Source organism: Azospirillum sp. TSO35-2 (genome assembly GCF_003116095.1).
GTDB lineage: Bacteria > Pseudomonadota > Alphaproteobacteria > Azospirillales > Azospirillaceae > Azospirillum.
In genome coordinates this window covers 888,453-911,179 of the sequence record NZ_LGRA01000008.1, presented here as the reverse complement: position 1 = coordinate 911,179, position 22,727 = coordinate 888,453, and the positions used below count along the sequence as shown (strand labels likewise).

20 protein-coding genes are annotated in these 22,727 nt (G+C 67.1%); 8 read left to right on the top strand and 12 right to left on the bottom strand.

From position 1 onward, the window contains the following. Positions 1-335: 335 nt before the first annotated feature. Positions 336-830, top strand: a complete 495-nt coding sequence (locus tag TSO352_RS05540) for a dihydroneopterin aldolase (protein ID WP_158284537.1) — start codon at positions 336-338, stop codon at positions 828-830. Between the two features lie 35 nt (positions 831-865). Here the strand turns inward: TSO352_RS05540 and TSO352_RS05535 are convergent, their stop codons facing one another. The 4 genes from TSO352_RS05535 to TSO352_RS05520 all read right to left on the bottom strand — a co-directional run bounded on the left by TSO352_RS05535 (position 866) and on the right by TSO352_RS05520 (position 6,152). Then, positions 866-1,894 (bottom strand): GlxA family transcriptional regulator, encoded by a 1,029-nt coding sequence (locus tag TSO352_RS05535; protein WP_109106316.1) that lies wholly within the window; start codon positions 1,892-1,894, stop codon positions 866-868. 219 nt (positions 1,895-2,113) lie between these two features. Next, complete coding sequence (locus TSO352_RS05530; RefSeq protein WP_109106315.1) at positions 2,114-3,367, bottom strand: FAD-dependent oxidoreductase; 1,254 nt, start codon at positions 3,365-3,367, stop codon at positions 2,114-2,116. After that, positions 3,364-4,848, bottom strand: coding sequence for a M81 family metallopeptidase (locus TSO352_RS05525; RefSeq protein WP_109106314.1), 1,485 nt, complete (start codon positions 4,846-4,848; stop codon positions 3,364-3,366). Before TSO352_RS05525 ends, TSO352_RS05530 begins: the two co-directional genes overlap by 4 nt. Next, positions 4,845-6,152: an MFS transporter gene (locus TSO352_RS05520; RefSeq protein ID WP_109106689.1), complete on the bottom strand. Its 1,308-nt coding sequence runs from the start codon at positions 6,150-6,152 to the stop codon at positions 4,845-4,847. Before TSO352_RS05520 ends, TSO352_RS05525 begins: the two co-directional genes overlap by 4 nt. A gap of 180 nt (positions 6,153-6,332) precedes the next feature. On the opposite strand from TSO352_RS05520, the gene TSO352_RS05515 reads away from it, so the two are divergent. Next, positions 6,333-7,274, top strand: coding sequence for a LysR family transcriptional regulator (locus TSO352_RS05515; RefSeq protein ID WP_109106313.1), 942 nt, complete (start codon positions 6,333-6,335; stop codon positions 7,272-7,274). Positions 7,275-7,455: 181 nt separating this feature from the next. Here TSO352_RS05515 and TSO352_RS05510 read toward each other — a convergent pair whose 3' ends face one another. Beyond that, complete coding sequence (locus tag TSO352_RS05510) at positions 7,456-8,376, bottom strand: LysR family transcriptional regulator (RefSeq protein ID WP_109106312.1); 921 nt, start codon at positions 8,374-8,376, stop codon at positions 7,456-7,458. Between the two features lie 107 nt (positions 8,377-8,483). Here TSO352_RS05510 and TSO352_RS05505 point away from each other — a divergent pair, with 107 nt between their 5' ends. The 5 genes from TSO352_RS05505 (at position 8,484) to TSO352_RS05485 (ending at position 14,028) form a co-directional block, all read left to right on the top strand. Continuing rightward, a complete protein-coding gene (locus tag TSO352_RS05505; RefSeq protein WP_109106311.1) occupies positions 8,484-10,523 on the top strand; it encodes an FAD-dependent oxidoreductase in 2,040 nt (679 codons plus the stop codon). Positions 10,524-10,754: 231 nt separating this feature from the next. Beyond that, positions 10,755-11,294 carry an iron transporter gene (locus tag TSO352_RS05500; RefSeq protein ID WP_109106310.1) on the top strand — a complete coding sequence of 180 codons (540 nt, stop codon included), beginning with the start codon at positions 10,755-10,757 and terminating at the stop codon, positions 11,292-11,294. Further along, positions 11,251-11,655 carry a cupredoxin domain-containing protein gene (locus TSO352_RS05495; protein WP_109106309.1) on the top strand — a complete coding sequence of 135 codons (405 nt, stop codon included), beginning with the start codon at positions 11,251-11,253 and terminating at the stop codon, positions 11,653-11,655. Before TSO352_RS05500 ends, TSO352_RS05495 begins: the two co-directional genes overlap by 44 nt. 24 nt (positions 11,656-11,679) lie before the next feature. After that, on the top strand, positions 11,680-12,525 hold the full coding sequence (locus TSO352_RS05490) for an FTR1 family protein (RefSeq protein ID WP_109106308.1): 846 nt from the start codon (positions 11,680-11,682) through the stop codon (positions 12,523-12,525). Between the two features lie 66 nt (positions 12,526-12,591). After that, positions 12,592-14,028 (top strand): 4Fe-4S binding protein, encoded by a 1,437-nt coding sequence (locus TSO352_RS05485; protein ID WP_109106307.1) that lies wholly within the window; start codon positions 12,592-12,594, stop codon positions 14,026-14,028. Positions 14,029-14,193: 165 nt separating this feature from the next. On the opposite strand, the gene TSO352_RS05480 is transcribed toward TSO352_RS05485, so the two are convergent. From TSO352_RS05480 to TSO352_RS05450, 7 genes are all read right to left on the bottom strand, one after another. Further along, the gene (locus TSO352_RS05480) at positions 14,194-14,925 is read right to left on the bottom strand and encodes a TetR/AcrR family transcriptional regulator (RefSeq protein WP_199231490.1); all 732 of its coding nucleotides are present in this window, start codon (positions 14,923-14,925) and stop codon (positions 14,194-14,196) included. Between the two features lie 158 nt (positions 14,926-15,083). Next, positions 15,084-16,106 (bottom strand): TRAP transporter substrate-binding protein, encoded by a 1,023-nt coding sequence (locus TSO352_RS05475; RefSeq protein ID WP_109106305.1) that lies wholly within the window; start codon positions 16,104-16,106, stop codon positions 15,084-15,086. A 58-nt stretch (positions 16,107-16,164) separates the two neighbouring features. Further along, on the bottom strand, positions 16,165-17,445 hold the full coding sequence (locus tag TSO352_RS05470; protein ID WP_109106304.1) for a TRAP transporter large permease subunit: 1,281 nt from the start codon (positions 17,443-17,445) through the stop codon (positions 16,165-16,167). Positions 17,446-17,457: 12 nt separating this feature from the next. Then, positions 17,458-18,066 carry a TRAP transporter small permease gene (locus TSO352_RS05465; protein ID WP_109106303.1) on the bottom strand — a complete coding sequence of 203 codons (609 nt, stop codon included), beginning with the start codon at positions 18,064-18,066 and terminating at the stop codon, positions 17,458-17,460. Positions 18,067-18,151: 85 nt separating this feature from the next. Beyond that, complete coding sequence (locus TSO352_RS05460; RefSeq protein ID WP_199231489.1) at positions 18,152-19,054, bottom strand: shikimate dehydrogenase; 903 nt, start codon at positions 19,052-19,054, stop codon at positions 18,152-18,154. After that, entirely contained in the window at positions 19,051-19,500 is a 450-nt protein-coding gene (gene aroQ / locus TSO352_RS05455) for a type II 3-dehydroquinate dehydratase (protein WP_109106302.1), read from the bottom strand. The genes TSO352_RS05460 and aroQ overlap by 4 nt, the downstream gene beginning before the upstream one ends. A gap of 38 nt (positions 19,501-19,538) precedes the next feature. Next, positions 19,539-21,461 carry a sugar phosphate isomerase/epimerase and 4-hydroxyphenylpyruvate domain-containing protein gene (locus tag TSO352_RS05450; protein ID WP_109106301.1) on the bottom strand — a complete coding sequence of 641 codons (1,923 nt, stop codon included), beginning with the start codon at positions 21,459-21,461 and terminating at the stop codon, positions 19,539-19,541. Positions 21,462-21,785: 324 nt separating this feature from the next. Between TSO352_RS05450 and TSO352_RS05445 the strand changes: the two genes are divergently transcribed. Continuing rightward, entirely contained in the window at positions 21,786-22,661 is an 876-nt protein-coding gene (locus tag TSO352_RS05445; protein ID WP_109106300.1) for an AraC family transcriptional regulator, read from the top strand. Positions 22,662-22,727 lie beyond the last annotated feature (66 nt).

Genomic DNA, 22,727 nt, shown 5'->3' with positions numbered 1-22,727 from the left:
CGGTGGCGGGCCGACGCTTCGAAGGTCGCCAGCGCGGTCAGGGAGGGCAGCCGATAGAATCGTGACGTCATCAGAAGCCGTTCCCAACCCTGCGCGGTGGCGATGATATGGACGTCCAGCGGCTTTGACTATCGCACAGGGCCGGCCGCCGTTCAAATCGCGGGCCGTTCAAACCGGGGCGTGGCGGATTCATGCAAGACGCCCGGCCGGACCGTTCAAGACGACGGTCCGGGGCGCGTACTAAAAAATGGCGGCAGGCATCGCTCCGTGATCCCGCCATCCGATGGGAAGGCCCGCCTTTGGGGCCAGAGTGTCAGCCTTGGGGAAAATCGCCGATGTCGCACGGTATGCAAGTTCTGGTGGCTGGCGATGACTATGACGAACCCGCCATGCCCTGTTACCGCATCCGGCTGGACGAGATCTTCCTTGTCCTGAGCATCGGCGCCTATGAGCATGAGAGGGATCGGCCGCAGCGGGTGCGGATCGATCTGGAGATGACGGTCAACCAGGATTTGACGGCGACGGGCGACCGCCTGACCGAGGTGGTGTCCTATGACGGCCTGCTGGACCGGATCGAGGACGCCACCCGCGGCCGCCACATCTGCCTTCTTGAGACGCTGGCGCTGGAGATCGCCGATCTGTGCTTTGCCGATCCCCGCGTGCAGCGGGTGGCGGTCAGCGTCAGGAAGCCGGACATCTTCAACGGCCGGGCGGTGCCCAGCGTCCAGATCGACCTGACACGGTCCGGGGCGCACGGCATGGCGGCGCCCGCAAGAGACCACCCGCCGCGAAGGCCCGGCGGACCGCCTGGGTGGCGCCTTCGTCGATGAGTTGCCTGATTGGTTGACTGCTTGGGAACAGGCCGTCAGGCCTTCCGGAAAACGGACGGCGTCATGCCGCGCCGCTCCTTGAAGGCACGGACGAAGTGCGATGAATCGCAGAAACCGACGGTGGCGGCGATCTCCGTCACCGACTGCTCGGTGTTGCGCAGCAGGAATTCGGCATGTTCCAGGCGCATGATCTTGTAGGCCTGGGTCGGCGTCATGCCCAGCGCGTTCTGGAAATGACGCTCCATCTGGCGCCGGGCGGCACCGAGGCGGCGGGCCATCTCCGCCACCGACAACGGCACGTCGATGTTCTGCTGCATCAGCAGCAGCGCCTTCTTCACCACCTCGTCGTTCGTGGTGAAGTCGAGCGGGATGCCGGGCTGCGGTTTCTCCCCGCGCAACGCGTCGTCGATGATCATGATGTGCAGGCTCTTGCGGGCCTGGGCGCGGCCGACATGCTTTTCGATGAGATGGGCGGCGAGATGGGCCGAACTGGTCCCGCCCGAGCATGTCAGCCGGTCGCGGTCCACGATGAAGATCTGATCGGACACCGGCGTTATGCCGTCGAACTGCTCCAGGAAATCGGCATGATGGAACCAGCTGATGCAGCAGCGGTATCCGTCCATCAACCCCGCACGCTGCAAGATAAAGGCGCCGGTGCAGACGCCGACCAGGGGGATGTTCGATGCCGCCGCCTGACGCAGGTAGCGAAGGTAGTCGGGACTGAGGTTGGCGATCTCGTCGATCAGCCCGCCGACCACGACGATGTAGTCGAACTTTGTCGGATCGCCGAGCCGCTCGGTCGGCTGGACCAGCATCCCGCAGCTCGACGCCACCGGCCGCATCAGGTCCGACAGCACGGCCCAGTCGCAGAGGATCGGGCGGCTGCGGTCGCCCTCGTCGGCGGCGAGCCTCAGCACGTCGACGAAGTTGGCGAAGGCGCACAGCGTGAAACGGTGGGCGAGGATGAATCCGACGGACAGGCGCGGTGCCGCGGAGCGGTCCGGGGACCGACCGGCCCTGATGGCGTTCGTCCTGACGGTGTTTGTTCCGATGCTGTTCGTCATCTGGCCTCCGGCGGACGCACCGTCGCACAGGTGACATTAGACTGACGCATCCATTCTGTCCAACGCCTCGGCGCTTTCGGATGCTGTCAGCAGGTTGAACAGCGGGGGTGCCGCCTATCACCTCGCCAAGGAGCACGGCGTCACCAACCTGGCGGTGTCTGTTGCGTGGAGAGGACGAGGGCCGGAGACCACCGCGTTCCGATCATGCGCGGCCGCGTCTCAGGCGAGCGACGGCCGGTCGGCGCGAAAGGGAAACGCATCGACGAAGGGGTCTTCACCACAGATCATCTCCGCAATCATCCGACCGGTCACGGCGGCGAGGGTGAGGCCCTGGTGGCCATGGCCGAAGGCGAACCAAAGTCGCGGATGCTGCGGGGCAGGACCGATGACGGGAAGCATGTCGGGCATGCAGGGGCGCAGACCCATCCAGGGCTCCGGATCCCGCCTGGCGCCCAGAGGGAAAAGGCCGCGGGCCAGCGGCTCGGCCCGGTCAAGCTGGACAGGGGTGCGGCGCGCGTCGGCGTTGGCGAACTCCGCGCCGGTGGTCAGGCGGATGCCACGTTCCATCGGAGCCAACACATAGCCATGCGCCGCGTCCAGGACCGGACGGCCGAGGGTGGCGTCGCCCGACGGTTCGTAGTGCATGTGGTAGCCCCGCTTGACGCCAAGCGGCAGGCGGTATCCGAGCGTGCCGGCGACCACGCCCGACCATGCCCCCAGCGCGAGCACGACCGCCGGGGCCTGGACGGGGCCCACCCTGGACTCGACCGACCATCCTCCCGGAACCGTCCGCAAGGTCAGGCCGTTGCCCGTCAGGAACCGCCCGCCCAGCCGTTCGACCGCAGCCCGCTGGGCGTCGACAAGACGGCCGGGATCCACCACAGCCAGCGGTTCCCTGTAGTGCAGCGCACCCAGAAGCCCCGGGTCGAGGTCCGGCTCCAACGCCCGCAGGCCGGGAGCGTCGAGGCGGTCGGCGACCACCCCGAACCTGCTGGTCAAGGCGGCGGCCTGCCGCAATTCGGCATCCTGCTGGCGCGCCGTCCGGAACAGCTTGAGCCAGCCGGTCGGGCGCAGGAGATCGGCGACTCCCGCAACCTCGGCCAGCCCGCGGGTCTCATCCAGGCAATGCTCGATCAAGGTGGCGTAGGCACGGGCCGCCCGATCATGCCGCACCGGGTGGGAGTGGTGCCAGTAGCGGGCGAGGAACGGGGCGAGCGCCCGGAGGGCGCCCGGGTGGTAATGGACGTCGGTCGTACGGTTCGTCGCGTAGCGCAGCAGGGTCCGGAGGCGGCGCGGAAAGGCGTAGGGGTAGATGGCCTCGCGTTGGATCAGACCTGCGTTGCCGAAGGACGCCTCGCGTCCCGCGGCTCCCCGGCGGTCGACAAGTGCCACCTGCCGCCCGCGCGTCTGCAGATGCAGGGCGACCGCGGTCCCGACGGCCCCCGCGCCCAGCACCAGGACATCGGCCTTCATCGCCGGCCCTCCGCCTGCACCGGATCGAAGGGCCATTTCGGGCGCTTGATCTTCCGGAAGGGCAGGCCGGTGATATCGGCGGGGACGGCGCCGGGTGCTTCGACCATGATGATGCGGGCGGCGATCGGCGCGTAGGCGGCGCGGAAGTGCTGGGATGACTTCACGACGACGAGCTTGCGCCGGGACGGGTCGCAGCCGAGCTGCGTGAACAGGTCGAGGCCGAAGGCTTGGCATCGGAAGCTGGTCAGCACGACCTCGACCCCCTGGCTGGCGACCAGCACGCAATCGCCGAGCTTGGCCGGCGTGCCAGCAAGGCCGGTCATCACCATTTGCGGCCGGCAGGCCCTGACCTCCCAGACGGCATCGACGGGGTCGCCGGACAGCGGGCCGACCTTGCCGCCGACACGAAGGGGCAGGCGGGCCCCCTCACCGGCGTCCATGGCGATCCGCACCGCCCCGGGATCCCAAAGCGGCCCCAGGCAGGCGTCGGTGATGCCGCGCTGGAGGATGCGTCGAAGGATGAAGGTGGCATCGCCCGGAGCGCCGCCGCCGGCGTTGTCGCTGCCGTCGCCGAGGACCACCGTTCCAGGGGTGGCGAGCGCCGAATCGAGGGCTTGATCGATTCCGGGCAACGGCTCGGCCAGGGACTCGCGCAGGGCGAACAGCTCTCCGGCAAGCCGTTTCGCGAGGGTGTCGGCCCGGCTGCCGTCAGGGTCCTGGGCGGCGTCGCTGTAGACCAGCAGCTTCGTTCCCATGTCCGGCGTGTCCCCCCATGAGAAGCCGTGGACGATGGAGATGGAGACGATGCCATCCCGCCCCTCCAGCGTCTTCACGCGGTCGACGAAACCGCGGGCCGGCTCGCGGGTGGTGTGGAGCAGGCCGATCATGCCGGTGTCGGCGACGGCCGCGCGCAATCGCAGCCGGTGGTCGGAAAGCGCGGCGCAGAGATCCACCAGCTCCACCGCACGCTCGGCGATGTCGGTGTGGGGATACTCCTTCCAGCAGATCAGGAGGTCGGCATTGGCCACCATCGCCTCGCTGAGGTGCGTGTGCGGATCAAGCGTCGCCCCGATCACCGCATCCGGGCCGGCCAGGGCACGGGCACGGGCCAGAAGATCGCCCTCGCAGTCGTCGTAGCCGTCGGCCGCCATCGCGCCGTGCAGGCCGAACAGCACGATGTCCACGGGAAGCGCGGCCTGCAGGTCGGCAAGCAGCGCATCACGCAGGCTCTCATAGGCGGATCGGGTCACCAACCCGTTCGGCACGGCGGCGGCGACCAGCCCTTCGATCAGCGTCCAGCCATGCCGTTCCCCCGCCCGGCGCGCGGCCCACAACGGCCCGCTGTGCATCTGCATGCCGTCGGGATGCTGATTGGCCGGGAAGAAGGCCCGTTCGTGAAAACTCGAGACGCCGGTCGGCATCGGCCCGAAGGTGTTGGTCTCGGTCGCCAGCGATCCCGAAAAGACGCGTTTGCCGCTCATTCGCCGGCCCTCCCGGCGGTGGACATGGAAACATCGAGGATCGGCCTGCTCCTCCGGCGCAGAGCCAGCAGCAGAAGGCCGCCGAAGGCGAGACCGGCCGCGATGGCGTCCAGCCCGCCCTGGAGCGATCCCGTGGCGTCGCGGACCGCACCGATGACGGTCGGGCTGAGGAATCCGCCGAGCAGGCCGATGCTGTTGATCAGGGCGATGCCGCCGGCAGCCGCCGTGCCGCGCAGAAGCTCGGCCGGAATGGTCCAGAACACCGTGTAGGCGACGTAGGTCGCCGCCGTCGCCACCGTCAGGGCGGCAAGCGAAACCGGAAGGTTGCCGAGCGTGCCGCCGGTGACCGCCAAGGCCGCCGCGGCGATCAGGCAAGCCCCGACGCTGTAGCCGTAGCGCTCGCCGTTGCGGTCGGACTGCCGTCCGGCGAGCACCATGGCCACCACCGCGACCACATAGGGGACTGCGGACAGGAAGCCGACCGTCATCGTGTCGGCAACGCCGCCCGTACGCAGCAGGGTCGGAAGCCAGAAGCTCACAGCATACAGGCCGGCGATCATGCACAGGTAGGACAGGGCGAGCCCGTAGATCCGCGGGGTGCGGAGGGCCTCCACGAACCGGTGAGGGTGGTGCGCGACGGCGTCCGGCGCCATCTCGGCCATGATCAGCGCCCGTTCCCGCGCGCTCAGCCAAGGCGCCTTGTCCGGTCCGTCGCTGAGATGGAAGAAAAGGACGAGGCCGACAAGGACGCTGGGCAGCCCTTCGGCGAGGAAAAGCCATTGCCATCCGGCCAGACCCAACCCCCCATCGGATGCGGTCATGATGGCGGTGGCCAGCGGGCCACCGACGATGCCGGCCACCGGACCGGCGAGCAGGACGCTCGCCATGACCTGTCCACGCCGCCGCGGCCCGTACCAGAGGGTGAGGTAATACAGCATGCCCGGCCCGAAGCCCGCCTCGAACACCCCGAGCAGGAAGCGCAGGGCGTAGAACGCCTGCTCGTCGCGGACGAACACCATGGCCGCCGACGCGAGGCCCCAGAGGACCATAATGCGGCTCAGGGTGCGACGCGCCCCGATGCGGACCAGCAGCAGATTGCTGGGCACCTCGAGCAGCACGTAGCCGAGGAAGAAGATGCCGGCGCCAAAGCCATACGCCGCGTTCGAGAAGCCGAGGTCGCTTTGCATCTGCAGCTTTGCGAAGCTGATGTTGACCCGGTCGAGATAAGCCAACCCATAGGACAGGATGAGGATCGGCAGGATCCGCCAGCCGATCCTGCGGAAGACGGCGTCCTGTTCCGCCATGGCACGGTCCGGCCCCGGCAGGCCGGGCAATCGTGTCGCGTTTTCCAAACGGGCCTCCACTGGCTGATTTTTGTTCTGTCTGTCGAGAATCCGTGAGGCTGATGTTGCTTACAATGACGGAAAATCCGACAATCCGTTGCGAACAGATCAACGATCCCTGCCAACACCGCCCTCATCCCCATGCCTCTCGGCCCGAGCAGCAAGCAACTCTTCTATTTCATGGCGGTTCTCCGCACCGGATCGATCCGGGGGGCTGCGGAGGTGTGCAACGTCGAACCTTCCGTCATCAGCCGGCAGATCGCCAGCCTGGAGGCGGACCTCGGCGTTCCTTTGTTGGAGCGGCGCGGCCGCGGAGTGGTCCCGACAGAGGCCGCCGACCTCGTCCTGGCCTATTGCCGGGAGCGCAACGCCGGTGACGACGCGTTGCGCGTGCGGCTGACGGAGTTGGAAGGGCTGGGACGCGGGCGCCTGCACGTTATGGTCGGCGACGGTCTGGTCGACGCCTTCATGGAGGGCGTTCTGCTCGCCTTCTGTCGCCGGCATCCGGGGGTGGACGTGACGGTCGAGGTCGGAGGGGCGAGCGATGCCGTCCGGGCCGTCGCCGAGGACCATTGCCAATTCGGCCTGGCCTTTTCGCCACCGGCGAGCGCGGCGGTGCGCGTCATCCGCCAGCGGCCGCAGCCGGTCCACGCCGTCATGGCCCCGGATCATGCCGCCGCCGGCCTGCGGGCTCCCCTCCCGCTGTCGTCCGTCGCCTCCTTTGCCTGCGCTCTCGCCGCTCCCGGAACCGGGCTGCGGACACTCCTCCAAACCGCTGCCGATCTGGAGGGGATCGAACTGCGCCCCTGCTTCGTCGCGAACACGGTGGCGCCGTTGAAACGGTTCGCCTTGGCAGGGCTTGGCGTGACCTTCCTGTCCGCCCATGCGGTCGCCCCCGAACTGGCCGCCGGGCACCTGATCGCCCGTCCCATAGCAAACACCGTCCTGGAGACGAGCCGGGCCTGCCTGATCGTGCGCGACGGACGCAAACTTTCGCAGGCCGGCTCCCGCCTGCTCCAAATGTTCGACGACGCCGGCTTTTTCGCGACCGTCGTGGCCGGTGGGGGAGAGCAGGATGTGTGAGGCGACGTGAGAAACCCCCCGGACCAGAGGAGGAAAAGGCCCCGTCGGCATCGAAACCAGTTGGCGGGCTGGCGGCCGGCTCTACCGCCGGCCAGCCGACCATGATCAGGTCCGGGAGCGCCGCGACCGGTTCCGACATCCAGCCTGCGAGGAGGCCGAGTTGCCGACCAAGGTTTTATGGTTATAGAGCGGGTTCGACATTGATCCGCTTCAGATCATCGCGCATCACGGCGACCAGCCATTCGCAGATCGCCGGCACCACCGGTTGCAGCGGACGGGTTTTCGGCGCGATGAGCGAATGCCAGCGCCCGGTGCATATTTCGCTGGCGCAGGCGCGAACCAGAAGCCCCTCGCAGAGTGCGCGGGACACCACACTGACCCAACCAAGCGCGATTCCCTCGCCATTCTGGGCGGCCTGCAGCGCGACCGAGTAATCCGAGAACAGGTCCCACGTCCCGATACCCTCCAGACGCTCGCGCGGGTTCAGAAGCCGGTTCCAATGCGCCTTGTGTTCGTCGTTCAGGTTCAAGAAGACGTGGCGGTGCGGATCTGCATCCAAGGGGCCTCGCTCGGCCAGATAGGCGGGGCTGCAGACCGGCATGATGATTTCCGGCGCAAAGGGCCAGATGTGATAGCGCGGGTCATCGGCCTCGACAACGCGGGTAGCGATGTCCACGTCAGACGGGGGCTGGCCCAGCATCCCCTGCACCAAATCCAGCCGCAATTCGACATTCGGGAAAGCCACCTTGAAGGCGCGCAGCCGTGGCACCAGCCAATGCGTGGCAAAGGAACTGGAAAAGGACAGGGTGACCCGCGTTTTCGCCACGCGCTGACGCACGGCATCGACCGTGCGATCGATCGCCTCGAGACTGTCGCGCAGGACGGCGAAAATCTCGTCACCCTCGGGGGTCAGAGTGACGCCGGTGGGGGTGCGCTGGAACAGCCGCACGCCCAGCCGATCCTCAAGCTGTCCGACGCTGCGGCTGACGGACGGCTGGGTCACGTTGAATTCCCGCGCCGCGGCTGAAAAGCTGCCCGTCCGGGCGGCGGCCTCGAAGATGAACAGGGTCCGGGCAAGGGGGGCGACGCTGCGCAGGGTCATACGCTCAGCGTATACCCCTTGCAGGTTTTATCAAGCTTCCTGCCCGCGCGCCGCCGGCTCATCCTTGGCCAATGCCCGCCTGGGCACGCCAAGGAGACCCCCCGGACATGCACATCGCGGCCCAGCCCAGCGCCCTGACCTCCGATCCGCTGCTTTCGCCGTTCCGGCTGGGCGGGCTGCTGCTGCGCAACCGCATCATCAGCACCAGCCATGCCTCGATGCTGGATGAAGGCGGTATGCCGACCGAGCGCTACCAGCGTTACCATGAGGAGAAGGCCAAGGGCGGCATCGCCATGACGATGATCGGCGGCTCCGCCATGACCTCGCGCGATTCAAGCTGGGGTGGCGGGCAGCTCAATCTGTCGAGCGACGCCATCCTGCCGCATCTTGGCGCGATGGCGCAGCGCATCCACGGCCATGGCGCCGCAATCATGTGCCAAGTGTCGCATCTGGGGCGGCGGGCGACCGCGCTTGGCAGTGGCTGGTTGCCCGCGATTGCGCCGTCGCGCGTGCGCGAGACGCGGACCCGCAGCTTTCCCAAGGAAATGGACCGCGCCGATATCGACCGTGTCATCGCCGATTACGCCGCCGCTGCACGGCGCTGCCAGCAGGCCGGGCTGGATGGGGTGGAAACGCTGACCGGCGGGCATCTGATGGGCCAGTTCCTGTCGCCCCGCACCAATCTGCGCACCGACGCCTTCGGCGGCTCGACCGGGAATCGCGCCCGCTTCGTGCTGATGGTGCATGAGGCGATGCGCAAGGCCGTCGGTCCGGATTTCGTCATCGGCATCCGATACGTCATCGACGAGGGGGGCGAGGACGGTCTGCACATGGACGAAAGCCTTGAAATCGCTCACATGTTGCAGCGTGAAGGGCATATCGACTTTTTCAACTGCATCTATGGCCGAATGGACAGCGATCGGCTGCTGACGGAACACAACATGCCCGGCATGTTCCAACCCAGCGCGCCATTCCTGACCGAGGTGTGGCGCTTCCGTGCCGAGGTTGGGCTGCCCGTCATGCATGCTGCGGGCATCCGGGACGTGGCGACGGCGCGGCATGTCCTGCGCGAAGGCATCGCCGATCTGGTCGGCATGACGCGGGCGCACATCGCGGACCCGCATCTGGTCGCGAAGATCCAGCGCGGCGAGGAGGATCGCATCCGGCCCTGCGTCGGGGCATCCTATTGCCTGTATCGCAAGGCGCATTGCGTCCACAATCCAGTCACAACCCGCGAAACCACGCTGAGCCACGAGATCACGCCCGCCGATACGCCGCGCCGCGCGGTGGTGGTCGGCGGCGGCCCTGCCGGGATGGAGGCCGCCCGCGTGCTGGCCGAACGCGGCCATCGCGTCACCCTGTTCGAGGCGGGAAGCAGGCTGGGCGGGCAGGTCCTGATCGCAGCCAGCGCCGAAGGGCGGCGGGATCTTCTGGGCATTACCGAGTGGCGCCGGGGCGAACTTGAGCGGCTGTCGGTGGACATTCGCCTGAATGTCTATGCCGGACCCGCCGAGATCACCACCGAAGACCCGGACATCGTCATCGTCGCCACCGGCGGCGTCCCTGACCTGGACTGGCTGGACGGTGGCGAGCATTGCGCCAATGTCTGGGACCTGCTGTCCGGCCAGGTTCCGGCGCAGGATGATGTGCTGATCTATGACGGCACCGGCCGGCAGGCCGCGCCGTCCTGCGCGCTGAAGCTGGCGGCGGCGGGAAAGACCGTGACCTTCGTCACGCCCGATGCCGCCGCAGCGGTCGAGATGCCGTATCAGGACACCTCCAGCTTCCGCAAAAGGCTGTACCAGCAGGGCATCACGCCCCTGGTCGATCACCGCCTGATCCGGGTGCGCCGCGAGGGCAACCGCCTTGCCGCCCTCCTGCGCAACGAAATGACGGATCAGGAGCGCGTGATCGTCACCGCCCAGGTCGCGGTCGAACACGGCACGCTGCCGATGGACGAACTGTTCCAGGACCTGCGCGCCGCATCCCTGAATGACGGGATCACCGACATCGACCGCCTGCTGGCGGGGCAGCCCCAGGATTTGCAGCCGGGCCGTTTCGCCCTGCATCGCATCGGCGATGCCGTGGCCAGCCGCGATCTGCATGCCTCGATCCTCGACGCCTACCGCCTGTGCAGCCAGCTTTAACCACACCAGCGTTCATCGGCCGCTGCGAAGGAGATTTTGCAACAGCATCACTCCCATGGGGATGAAATGCTGATCCGTCCGAGCCGGAGCTGCGACATAACGTAGCGTTTTGCGCCATAACGGCCGGATCTTCGATGGCCTGCTTTTGTCCGGGGAAAGATCCGGTTGACGGTGAGAGCCGTTGGGTCTTCAATTGATAATGCAAGTCATTCGCAACTAGGTACCTGCAAAATGCACACTTTCACCGGCGTGGCCGTTGCCGCGCTCGCCCTCGCTTTGTCTTCGGCAGCCGTCGCCAAGGAATACCCGATCGGCAAGCCTCAGGAGAAAGCGGGCATGGAAATCGCCGCGGTTTACCTGCAGCCGATCGAGATGGAGCCCGCGGGCATGATGACCCCGGCCAAGGACGCCGACGTCCACATGGAGGCGGACATCAAGGCGACCAAGAGCAATGTCAATGGTTTCGCCAAGGGTGACTGGGTTCCCTACCTCGTCATCAGCTATGAAGTGACCAAGGATGGCCAGACCGTCGCAAAGGGCGACTTCATGCCGATGGTCGCCAACGATGGCCCGCATTACGGCGAGAACGTGAAGCTGGCCGGTCCTGGCAAATACACGGCCATTTTCCATATCTCCCCGCCGACCGCCTCCCACGGCAACCATTTTGGACGTCACGTGGACAAGGAAACCGGCGTCAAGCCGTGGTTCGAACCGTTCACCGTATCCAATGATTTCGTCTACACCGGAACGGGCAAGAAGGGTGGCTACTAAGCGGCACATCGTGCGGACATGGGCTTTGCGCCCATGTCTGGCACTCGCCACGGCCCTCGCCTTGAGCGCTGCGGCGTCGCCGACGCTGGCTGGCGACGATCCCTCATTCATCATCGAATTCAACGATGGAACGATGAGCCCACAACGCCTGGAGGTGCCTGCCGACACGCGCTTCGAGCTGAGGCTGGTCAACAAGGGTAGGACTCCGGCGGAATTCGAGAGTCTGCCTTTGCGCAAGGAGAAGGTGCTGGCCCCGGAATCGGAGTCCTTCATGGTCATCAAAGGCCTGGATCCCGGGGAATATCCATTCTTCGACGATTTCCACCCGGAAGCGCCTCCGGCGGTTTTGGTCGCCAAGTAACGTCGGCGCGGGAGGACTGAAGGGATGAATGCACAACTTGGCGCAATCGCCTTTGTCGTATGGCGGGAAAGCGTGGAGGCGCTGCTGGTCATCAGCATTCTCGATTCCTGGCTGGTGGCCCAGGTCGCCGATCCGCGACGTCCACGCGGCTTTCTCTGGAGCGGTGTGGCCGCCGGTCTCGCCGTCGCGTCGCTCCTCGCCGTTGCGCTCACCGGCTTGGGCGACGTGCTTTCGGACGATGCGCAGCAGGTCTATCAAACGGTCACCGTGCTCATCGCCGCCGCCCTCATCATCCAGATGTTGGTGTGGATGCACCGCCACGCCCGCACCATGAAACGAAACCTGGAGACCGCCTTGGATGCGGCGGTGGAACGGCGGAAATTGTGGGGCGTGTTTGTTCTCGCCCTCATCGCGGTGGCCCGCGAGGGCAGCGAGATGGTGATTTTTCTTTACGGCATGCTGTCGGCCGGTGCGGGCGGCTCGCTGGCCAGCGGCGTCGTTGCTGCCCTGGTTGGGGTTGGCATGACGATGCTGACTTATGGGCTGCTGCGTCTGGCCGGCAAGCGGATGCCCTGGCGGCTGTTTTTCAGCATCACCGAGGTGATGCTGATGTTCCTGGCGGCCGCGCTGTTGATGACCGGCATCGACGGCCTGATCGATCTGGGCATCCTGCCCAAGCTTTCGCGTGGATTGTGGAACACCTCCCGGGTCATCCCGGACGGTGGCGCCGGCGGAGGCTTCATCTCCGCGCTGACCGGATACCGGGCGCAGCCCAACCTGATGGAATTGATCGCTTACGCGGCCTATTGGGCGGCGGTTCTCTGCCTGCTCTACCCCCGGCGGCCGTCAAGCAGAACGTCCACCGCCTGACGGACCTCCTCCGGGCGGTCCGCCGCCCCGGCATGTTCCCAGTCCATGTCAACGAAGACGCCAACCATGAGCTTGGAAATTGGCATCTCCGGCAGTGCCCGGAAGGATGCGGCCCCGGCACCGGACGGACGTCCCCGTCTGGTGCAGGTGATCGAATCTCTCTTCGTCGCGCATCGCCGCCACGTGAAGTGGCTTCAGGCGGCGATGCTCCTCGTGTTCCTGATCGTCGTCGCCTTGCCGGCGCTGTTGCCCGAACCGGGCCCGGAAGCGACCGCGTGGAGCGATCCACGGCTGGCGCTCAAATATCTGCTCTGGGGCATCTGGTTCCCCCTGGTGTTCCTGTCGGTCATCATTGTCGGGCGGCTGTGGTGCGGGGTGCTCTGCCCCATGGGCGCGGCGTCCGAATTCGCCAATCGTTTTGGTCTGCAACGTGCCATTCCCGCCTGGATCCGTTGGGAAGGGACGCCGGCCATCAGCTTCATCGTGACGACGCTGCTCGGTCAGACACTCGGTGTGCGGGATCACCCGGAAACGGCGGCGGGGCTCTTTGGCTTCACCATGGTGCTGGCGATTCTGACCGGGCTGGTCTATGGGCGCGGCAAGCGGGTGTGGTGCCGCCATTTGTGTCCTATCGGACGGGTGCTGGGCTTGTACTCGCGCCTCGGCGCCGTGCAGTTCACCCCGCGCCGGCGCCTGCCCGGCAACGGAGAGTACACCGAACGCGGTGTCTGCCCGACGATGATCGATACCGCCCGCAAGACCGAATCCCGCCACTGCATCGCCTGTTTCCGCTGCGTTAATCCCGCCGCCGCAGGAGGGGTGAAGCTCGAACTCCATCATCCGGGCAAGGAGGTCGAAACGATCCGCGAGCACCATGCAAACAAAGCCGAGGCATGGTTCCTCTTCCTCGACACCGGCGTGGCACTCGGCGGCTTCCTGTGGCTGGTGTTGCCCCTGTACCAGGACATGCGCCAAGCCTTGGGCGAATGGGCAATCGACCATGGCTGGGACTGGCTGACCGGGATCGGTCCGTCCTGGCTGATGGTCGTCCATCCCGAGCGCGGCGAGACCTTCCTGTGGCTCGACTTCTTCACGATCGTCAGCTTTATGCTGGGCTGCATGCTGGTGTTGACGGTGATCCTGGGAGCGATCACCGCCCTGACCGCCAAGCTGGCCCGCCGGGCCGGTGCCAAGGGCTCCTTCGGTCGGTGCTTTACCGAGTTGGGCTATCAATACTCTCCAGTTGCCTTGATCTCGCTGTTCATTGGCCTCGGTGCAGAATTGCTGACACCGCTGCGCTCCTGGCCTTTCGGAGACTTCGGCGTGCATGCCATTCGCGGCGGCTTCTTCGTCATGGGGATCGTCTGGAGCGTGTTGTTGGGCTGGCGCATCTTGGAGCGGCAGGGCGTTCCCGCCATCAAACGCAGTCTCCCGCTTCTGCCTGGACTGGTCGGCAGTCTGCTGGTCGGCATTGGCTGGTGGCCGGCCATTTTCGGTCTGTGATCGCGGCGTTCACCAAGCAGGTGAGGCGATCGTGTCCCTGGGCATGGTGCAGGAGCCGGGTCGCTCATTTTTGGTTTCCGGCGGGTCTGGCCGGGATGGTTGGGGCGGCCACGGCGGGCAGGCCGGCGAGGGGATCATCGCCGGGTGGAGCGATGGCTTCCGGCGTCATGCAGCGGACCCGCCGGGCGGCCCATTCATCGTTCCGCTCCAAGAGGCCGGTTCCGCCTTCAGCAGGCTGACGATGGCGTCGGCGATCATCCGCTTGTGGCGGGCGCGGGTGTCGTCGGCGGTCAGGTCCTGGTGGAAAATCAGGTTGAAGGTGTGGCGGTTCGACACCCGGAAGAAGCAGAAGGCGCTGATCATCAAATGCAGGTCGATCGGCTGGACGTCGGCCTTGAACACGCCGTCCGCCCGGCCGCGTTCCAGGATGCGGGCGATGGTGTCGATGACGGTGACGTTCAGGTTGCGGATCGCCTTCGACTGCTTCATGTGCTCGGCACGGTGGATGTTCTCGATGCTCACCAACCGAATGAAGTCCTCGTGCTGCTCCTGGTAGTCGAAGGTGAAGTCGGTCAGGGCGCGGATCGCCGCCTCCGGATCGAGATCCTGGAGGTTCAACTTGTTCTCGATGGCGCGGATGTCGCCGTAGACCTTCTCCAGGACGGCAAGGTACAGCTCCTCCTTGCCGCCGAAGTAATAATAGATCATGCGCTTGGTGGTGCGGGTGCGCGCGGCGATGGCGTCGACCCGGCCGCCGCTGAAGCCCAGCGAGGCGAACTCCTCGGTCGCCACCTCCAGGATGTCCTGGCGGGTGCCTTCGGGATCGTTCTTGCGGCTCGGCTTCGGGCCGGAGGTTCGCGTGGGTTTCCGGCCCGTTTCGGTCGCGTCCGCGGTCATGCCGTCTTCCATGCTCTTGCGGCGCGCTGGCGCCCCCGCCGGTGGTAATGAACGAACCGGACCAAAAGCTCAATGGCGGAATGGGCGCCGGAGAATCGGCCACGCCGGCCCTGCGGGAAACCGCAAGGCCGCCGTGGCCGTTCCGCCCCGATCGCGGGTCAGTTGGAGGCGCGCTTCTTCTCCAGCGTCGCGTAGGTCTGGCTGACCAGGGCGTCGCCGATCTCGGTCTTGTACTTGTCGACCACCGGCTTGACCTTCTCGCGGACCTTGGCCAGCTCGTCGGCCGGCAGCTCGTCGATGACCATGCCCTTGGCCTTCAGCGAGGCGAGCGCTTCGGCCTCCTGCCCACGCGACAACTGGCGCTGGAAGACGGTCGCCTCGGCGGCGGCGCTCTGGAACAGCGCCTTCTCGTCGGCGTTCAGGGTGTCCCAGAACTTCTTCGAGACGATCAGCGACTGCGGGTTGTAGATGTGCCGCGTCAGCGTCATGTATTTCTGGACTTCGTTGAACTTGGTCAGCTCGATGGTCTTGGCCGGGTTCTCCTGGCCGTCGACGGTGCCGGTCTCCAGCGCGGTGTAGAGTTCCGGGAAGGCCAGCGGCACCGGGTTGGCGCCCAGCGCCTTGAAGATGTCGATGTAGATCGGCGTCTGGATCACGCGGATCTTCAGGCCGGCAATGTCGGCGGCGGTCTTCACCGGGCGCCGGTTGTTGGTCAGGTTGCGGAAGCCCAGGTCCCAGAAGCCCAAGCCCACCAGCCCCTTTTCCGGCAGCTTGGCCATCAGCTGCTCGCCGACCGGGCCGTCGAGCAGGGTGTCGGCCTCCGCGGCGTTGTTGAACAGGAAGGGCAGGTCGACCAGCGCGAACTCCTTGGCCTGGGACACCAGGATGCCGGCGTTCATCACCGACATCTCGACGATGCCGCCCTGCAGCGCCGAGACGGTCTGCACGTCGCCGCCCAGCGTGCCGCCGGGGAACAGCTTGACCTTGATCTTGCCGCCGCTCTTGGCCTCGACGATGTCGGCGAACTTCTGGGCGCCCTGGCCCTGCGGGTGCTCCTTGACGTTCTGGAAGGCGAACTTGACCGACCGGTCCTTGAACTCCGCGGCGGCGGCGCTGCCGGCGGCGAGGATGAGACCGGGCAGGATCAGGCCGGCCAGCAGGGATTTCACGCGCGACGTCATGGTTTCCTCCGTTTGTTGCCCTGGGCGGGCATTGAACTCTTCGTTTTGGACAAGGCGTTCAGTGGCTGAACCACGCGGCCGGCACCATCACCAGCGACGGGAACAGGGTCAGCAGAAGCAGGACGACAAGCTGCACCAGCATGAAGGGCCAGACACCGCGCACCACCTCCTCCATCTTCACCTTGGAGACGCCGCAGACGACGTTCAGCACGGTGCCGACCGGCGGGGTGATCAGGCCGATCGCGCAGTTGATGATGAACAGCACGCCGAAATAGACCGGGTCGATGCCCGCCGCCTTGCACACCGGCACGAAGATCGGCGTCAGGATCAGGATGGTTGGCGTCATGTCCATCGAGGTGCCGATCGCCACCACCAGCGCCATCATCGCCAGCAGCAGCAGAGTCGGGCTGCCCATCAACGGTGTCAGCAGCGAGGTCACCATGCCCGGCAGGTCGGCCACCGTGATCAGCCAGGACGTCACCAGCGCCGCCGCCACCAGGAACATGACGACGCTGGTCGTCTTCGCCGCGCCGACCAGGGCCGGGTAGATGTCGGCGACGCTCATCTCGCGGTAGACCACGACGGCGACGAACAGCGAGTAGACCGCGGCCACCACCGCCGCCTCGGTCGGGGTAAAGACGCCGAGCTTCAGGCCGACGATGATGATCACCGGCAGCATCAGCGCCCACACGCCCTCACGCAGGATGGCCAGCACCTCGCGGCCCGACCGGCGCGGCGGCGGCACCAGCGTCTCGCGGCGTGACACGTACCACCAGGCGCCGCACAGCCCGGCCGCCAGCAGGACGCCGGGGAAGATGCCGGCCAGGAACAGCTTGGTAACCGACACGTTGCCGGCGACGCCGTAGATGACGAAGCCGATCGACGGCGGGATGATCGGCGCGATGATGGCGCTGGCCGAGATCAGCCCGGCGGAGCGCGAGCGGTCGTGCCCGGCGGCGACCATCATCGGCACCAGCAAGGTGGCCAGCGCCGCGGCGTCGGCGACGGCGGAGCCGGACAGGCTGGCCATCACCGTGGCGGCGAGGATGGCGACGAAGCCCAGCCCGCCCTTGAGATGGCCGACCAGCGCCATCGCCAGATTGACGATGCGCTTGGCCAGGCCGCCGGTGTTCATCACCTCGCCGGCCAGCATGAAGAAGGGCACCGCCATCAGCGGGAAGCTGTCGGCGCCGTTGATCAGGTTCTGCGCGATGATCTGGGCGTCGAACAGGTCGAGATGGACCATCAGCGCCACGCCGCACAGCAGCAGCGCGTAGGCGATCGGCATCCCGATGGCCATGGCCCCCAGCAGGGAGCCCAGGAAAATGGTGATGGGCATGACCGGGGCTCCTCAGCGGCGGGCGGTGTGGGGGCTGGCGATGTGGGGGTTGGCGGCGTGGGCCGACAGCGAGCGATGGCCGCCGGTGTGACCGTCATGCGCCGCGTCTTCCGGCAGATCCTCGCTCTCGGCGACCATGACGAGGTCGGCGTCGGTGGCCCGGCCGGTCAGCACGCGGTACAGCTCGACCAGCAGGATGACACCGGTCGACAGGCCGAAGACGACGCCGGAGCCATAGAGCCAGCCCATCGACAGGCCGGTGGCCGGAGCCTGGGTGCCGAGGTTGATCAGCGTCTGCGCCCAACTGCCCTGGAGCACCAGCCACGTGATGTACAGCATGATCCCGTAGCTGAGCGCGGCGCAGACCGTCTTGCCGGCCCGTGGCAGCCGCACCACCAGCGCGTCGAAGCCCAGATGGGCGCGTTCGTGCAGCGCCAGCGTGGCGCCGAGGAAGCACATCCAGACGAAGAACAGCCGCGACAGCTCCTCCGACACCGTGATGCCGCTGTTGAAGCCATAGCGCAGGACGACGTTGCCGAACACCAGCACGACCATGCCGGCGAGGCAGAGCGCCATCAGAACCTTCAGAAGGGTGAAATAAGCCCCGACCAGCCTTGTCATGCGGTCCTCCCCGGGCCGGCCTCTGCGGGGCCAGCCTCTTGTGTGGCGTCTCTAACGGTGGCGTTCAGTATCAGACGGCCCAGTATCAGACAGGGGTCATCGACGCGAAATGGGCGTGAATGCGTTCGGCATCGGGGGAAACTCCGGTGAACAGGCGGAAGGCGTCCACCGCCTGGAACACCGCCATGCCGCCGCCGTCGGCTGTCCGGCAGCCGCGGGCGCGCGCGGCACGCAGCAGCTCGGTCTCCAGCGGGAAATAGACGATCTCCGCCACCCAGAGCCGTTCGTGCAGCAGTTCCGCCGGCAACGGCAGGCCGGGGAACTTCGCCATGCCGGTCGGCGTGGCGTGGATCAGCCCGTCCGCGGCGGCCATGGCGGGGCCGAGCGTGTCGATGGCCGCCGCACGGCCGGCGCCGAAGCGGGCGTTGAGCTGGTCGGCCAGCGTGGCGGCGCGCGCCGGGTCGGCGTCGAAGATGTCCAGCCGGCCAGTACCGAGATGGAAGGCGGCGTGACCGACCGCGGCCCCGGCCCCGCCGGCGCCCAGCAGCACCACGCGGTCCATCGGCACGGGTCCGAGGCCGCGGCGGAAGCCCTCGGCGAAGCCGGAGCAATCGGTGTTGTGGCCGACCCGCTTGCCGTTCGCCAGGACGACGGTGTTCACCGCGCCGATGGCGCGGGCGTCGTCGGACAGCTCGTCGAGCAGCGGGATGATCGCCTGCTTGCACGGGTAGGTGACGTTCAGGCCGGTGTAGCCCAGGCGCTCGGCCCCCGACAGCAGCTCCGGCAGCGCGTCGATGCCGAGCCCGAGCCGGTCGAGGTCGATCAGCCGGTAGATGCAGCGCAGCCCCAGCGCGTCGGCCTCGCGTTCGTGCATCGCCGGGGTGCGCGACGCCTGGATGCCGGCGCCGATCAGCCCGACGAGGATGGACGGGGCGGCGGCGCTGGACATGGCGGTGCGGGACGTGTCGGTGCGGGCGAGGGCGTTCATGCTGCGGTCGTCTCCAGCAGGCGGGCCATGCGGTGCAGGGCCAGCGTGTAGCCCTGGGTACCGAAGCCGCAGATCACCCCGGCCGCCACCCGCGACACGTAGGAGAAATGGCGGAATTCCTCGCGCCGGTGGATGTTGGAGATGTGGACCTCCAGGATGGGGAAGGCGCAGGCCGACAGCGCGTCCATCAGCGACACCGAGGTGTGGCTCAGGCCGGCCGGGTTGATGACCAGCCCGGCGACCGTCTCGCGCGCCTCATGGATCCAGTCGATCAGCGCATGTTCGGCGTTCGACTGGCGGATCTCGACGGCAAGGCCCAGCGTCTCGCCGGTGCGGCGGCAGTCGGCCTCGACATCGGCCAGGGTTTCGTGGCCGTAGATGTGCGGCTCGCGCTTGCCCAGCAGGTTCAGGTTCGGTCCGTTCAGGACCAGGATAGGGCGGTTCATGATGGCGTCTCCAAACAAACGCACTGGATCGTACATTTTCAGTCGAGATACAGCTCGGGCGTGGCGCCCTCGCGCAGTTGGGCCTGCACGGCCATGCGCACCGCGGCGTTGACCGCGCCGAACTGCCGGTAGTGGCCGCGGCGCTCCACCACTTCGAAGAAGAAGCGGTCGGCGAAGCTGTCGGTGTAGGCATGCAGGAACTCGCCGCCCCCGTCCCCTTGGCCGTCGCGGTCGTAGAGCAGTTCGCACCGCTTCAGCGCCTCCAGCGCCGCGTCGTCCAGCGGGTGCTTGACCGCGAGGTCGTCGTAGTAGTTTGCCGGGATCGGCAGGAAGGGCGCGCCGGTGGCCAGACGCTCCTCGACCAGCGCCGCCGCATCGGGGGCGGCAAAGGCGACATGGTGGACGCCGGCCCCCGATGTTGCGCTGACGAAGCGGCCGGTGGCGGTGCGCCGGCTTTCCGAGATGTTCAGCGGCAGGCGCACGCCGCGCCCGGCCTCCGCGTCCGGGCTGACCAACGCCCGGCTGCGGATCAGGCCATAGGGGTCGGGCAGCTCCCACAGCGTTTCCGGCACGAAGCCGAACACCGTGCGGTAGAACAGCACGAAGCTGTCCATCCGGCCGAAGGGCAGGGCCTGGGCGATGTGGTCGATGCCGGTCAGGGCCAGGGGGCCTTCCGCCGCGCCGTCGTCCGCGAACAGGTGGAAGTCGTCCTCCCAGATGCTGCGGTGGGCGTCCTTGTCGTCGACCAGACAGATCAGCGTGCCGTCCGGCGCGCGCACCGCCGGGATGTGGCGTTCGCCGTCGCCGACCCGCTCGCGCCACAGCACGCAACGCAGCGCCTCGGCGCGGGCGATGGCGCGGGCCGCGTCGTCGACCTTGAAGGCCATTGCGCAGACCGAGGGACCGTGCATCTGGAAATGCTCCGACGCCGCGGAATCCTCTTCGCTGTTCAGCACCAGATTGACGCCGCCCTGGCGGTAGAGGTCGACCGCCTTGGAGCGGTGGCGCCCGGCGTGGCGGAAGCCCAGTGAGCCGAGCAGCGCGGCCAGCCGGTCGCGCGCCGTGGCGTCGACGGCGAATTCCAGGAACTCCACCCCATGGCAGACCGGAGCCGCCGGCAGGCCGGGGCCATGGCCGGCTTCCGCCTCGATGTGGATGAGGGAGCGCAGCCCGTCGAGCGCGGTCATCCGGGCCGGCGCGGCGCGGAACTCGTCGTTGAAGATCTCCAGCGACAGCGGTCCGCTGTAGCCGGACGCCAGCACCGCGGTCAGGAACTCCGTCACCGGCAACTGCCCCTGGCCCGGGAAATTGCGGAAATGGCGGCTCCACGACAGCACGTCCATCGACAGCTTCGGCGCGTCCGCCAACTGGACGAAGAAGATCTTCTCCCCCGGCAGATCGGCGATGCCCGAGGGGTCGTCGTCCAGCGCCAGCGTGTGGAAGCTGTCGACGATCAACCCCAGCGCCGGGTGGTCGGCGCGCTGCACGATGTCCCAGGCCTGGCGCCAGCGGTTGACGTGGCGCCCCCAGGCCAGCGCCTCATAGCCGACGCGCAGGCCCCGGCGCTGTGCCCGGTCCGCCATCTCGGCCAAGTCGGTGGCGGCGCGGGCCGGGTCGTCGATGGCGTGCGGCTGCACGTTGGAGCAGACCAGCACCAGATCGGTGCCCAGCGCCTGCATGACGTCGAACTTGCGCTCCGCCCGGTCCAGGTTGCGGGCGCGGATCGGGTCGGGCATCGCCTCGAAATCGCGGAAGGGTTGGAACAGGACGATCTCCAGCCCCAATCCCTCGGCGATGCGGCGGACATCGGCGGGCGAGCCGTCGAAGGTCAGCAGGTCGTTCTCAAAAATCTCGACCCCGTCGAAGCCGATGGCCGCCGCGGCCTCAAGCTTCTCCGGCAGGGTGCCGCTGAGCGAAACGGTGGCGATCGACTTCCTGAAGGTGAAGACGCTGGACGGCATGGGAGCCCTTTCGGCAGCGGCGAGGTTCGTTGTTAACAACAAACGTACCAGTTCGTACATTTCGCCGCAAGACGCTTTGCTTACAAATTGTCTCTTCGGCGGAATGTTGGCGGGCTGCGTTGCGTCCGCCCGAGCGGCGCCACGCTGCAAACCGAGGCAACGCGATGTTGGAGGGAGACCCGAGGTGCCGACCGTCGTGTGTCCGACGGTTCTTGTCCGATGGATCTGGCAAAGGCCCGCCTTGACGATTAGCTTGTAAAGCAAACAGTCGAAGATCGCCCCGGCAGCCAATTGCTGCTGGCGCGTGGGAAGGGACCGGAAGCGATGTCGAAAGCGATGCGCATCCATCAGGGAAGCTTCGGCCGCGTCGCCCTGCTGGACATGGACAACGCGCTGATCCATCACGCGCATCCCCATTGCCATGTGCTGATCAAGGCGTCCGGCGCCGACACCCGCTTCGCGGTGGGGGAGCAGCTTTATCCGCTGCGCGATGACACCGCGGTGCTGGTCAACAGCTGGGAGGCCCATTCCTACGCCCATCAGCCGGGCGCCCCGCGCACCGTCATCCTGGCGCTGTACATCGAGCCGCGCTGGCTCGGCGCCATGCAGCGGGAACTCAACGCCAGCGGCAACCCCGGATTCTTCGCGCAGTCCTGCGGCGAGCTGACGCCGCACATCCGCCGGCTGGCCGATCGCATGGCGGCGGAACTGCTGTACGACGATCCGTCGGGCGAGCGGATGGAAGAGGCGCTGTTCGACCTGATGATCGCCATCATCGACCGCTTTTCCGAATGGCGGACGCTGGGCGGAACGCGTTACGCCGCACCGGCGGCCGGCGACTTCCGCATCCGTCAGGCCATCCGTTTCATGAAGGGGTCCTTGGGCGAGGAATTCGACGCCGGCCGCGTCGCCGCCGCCGCCGGCCTGTCGCGCGCCCATATGTTCCGGCTGTTCCAGCAGACGATGACGATCACCCCGGCGCTCTATTTCAACGTGCTGCGGATGGAGGCGGCCATCGCCGCCATGGCCACCGGGCTGGAGAGCGCGACCGACGTGTCCGGCCGGCTCGGCTTTTCGGCGCCCAGCCATTTCAGCCGCTTCTTCCGCAACCACCAGGGGGTGACGCCCACCGAATACCGGCGGGTCGTCAATCTGGTGGACCGGCCGGGCGGGGAGCGGCCGGAAATTGGACATGCGTGAAAATGAGACGCTAGGGTAAATCGCGACACTCCACGGTAAAAGCTTTGCGTGGCGAACGGTCTAGTC

Coding starts and splice junctions, on each gene's coding strand:
- TSO352_RS05540 (WP_158284537.1), top strand. CDS start 336: ATGTCGCACGGTATGCAAGTTCTGGTGGCTGGCGATGACTATGACGAA.
- TSO352_RS05535 (WP_109106316.1), bottom strand. CDS start 1,894: ATGACGAACAGCATCGGAACAAACACCGTCAGGACGAACGCCATCAGG.
- TSO352_RS05530 (WP_109106315.1), bottom strand. CDS start 3,367: ATGAAGGCCGATGTCCTGGTGCTGGGCGCGGGGGCCGTCGGGACCGCG.
- TSO352_RS05525 (WP_109106314.1), bottom strand. CDS start 4,848: ATGAGCGGCAAACGCGTCTTTTCGGGATCGCTGGCGACCGAGACCAAC.
- TSO352_RS05520 (WP_109106689.1), bottom strand. CDS start 6,152: ATGGCGGAACAGGACGCCGTCTTCCGCAGGATCGGCTGGCGGATCCTG.
- TSO352_RS05515 (WP_109106313.1), top strand. CDS start 6,333: ATGCCTCTCGGCCCGAGCAGCAAGCAACTCTTCTATTTCATGGCGGTT.
- TSO352_RS05510 (WP_109106312.1), bottom strand. CDS start 8,376: ATGACCCTGCGCAGCGTCGCCCCCCTTGCCCGGACCCTGTTCATCTTC.
- TSO352_RS05505 (WP_109106311.1), top strand. CDS start 8,484: ATGCACATCGCGGCCCAGCCCAGCGCCCTGACCTCCGATCCGCTGCTT.
- TSO352_RS05500 (WP_109106310.1), top strand. CDS start 10,755: ATGCACACTTTCACCGGCGTGGCCGTTGCCGCGCTCGCCCTCGCTTTG.
- TSO352_RS05495 (WP_109106309.1), top strand. CDS start 11,251: ATGATTTCGTCTACACCGGAACGGGCAAGAAGGGTGGCTACTAAGCGG.
- TSO352_RS05490 (WP_109106308.1), top strand. CDS start 11,680: ATGAATGCACAACTTGGCGCAATCGCCTTTGTCGTATGGCGGGAAAGC.
- TSO352_RS05485 (WP_109106307.1), top strand. CDS start 12,592: ATGAGCTTGGAAATTGGCATCTCCGGCAGTGCCCGGAAGGATGCGGCC.
- TSO352_RS05480 (WP_199231490.1), bottom strand. CDS start 14,925: ATGACCGCGGACGCGACCGAAACGGGCCGGAAACCCACGCGAACCTCC.
- TSO352_RS05475 (WP_109106305.1), bottom strand. CDS start 16,106: ATGACGTCGCGCGTGAAATCCCTGCTGGCCGGCCTGATCCTGCCCGGT.
- TSO352_RS05470 (WP_109106304.1), bottom strand. CDS start 17,445: ATGCCCATCACCATTTTCCTGGGCTCCCTGCTGGGGGCCATGGCCATC.
- TSO352_RS05465 (WP_109106303.1), bottom strand. CDS start 18,066: ATGACAAGGCTGGTCGGGGCTTATTTCACCCTTCTGAAGGTTCTGATG.
- TSO352_RS05460 (WP_199231489.1), bottom strand. CDS start 19,054: ATGAACGCCCTCGCCCGCACCGACACGTCCCGCACCGCCATGTCCAGC.
- aroQ (WP_109106302.1), bottom strand. CDS start 19,500: ATGAACCGCCCTATCCTGGTCCTGAACGGACCGAACCTGAACCTGCTG.
- TSO352_RS05450 (WP_109106301.1), bottom strand. CDS start 21,461: ATGCCGTCCAGCGTCTTCACCTTCAGGAAGTCGATCGCCACCGTTTCG.
- TSO352_RS05445 (WP_109106300.1), top strand. CDS start 21,786: ATGTCGAAAGCGATGCGCATCCATCAGGGAAGCTTCGGCCGCGTCGCC.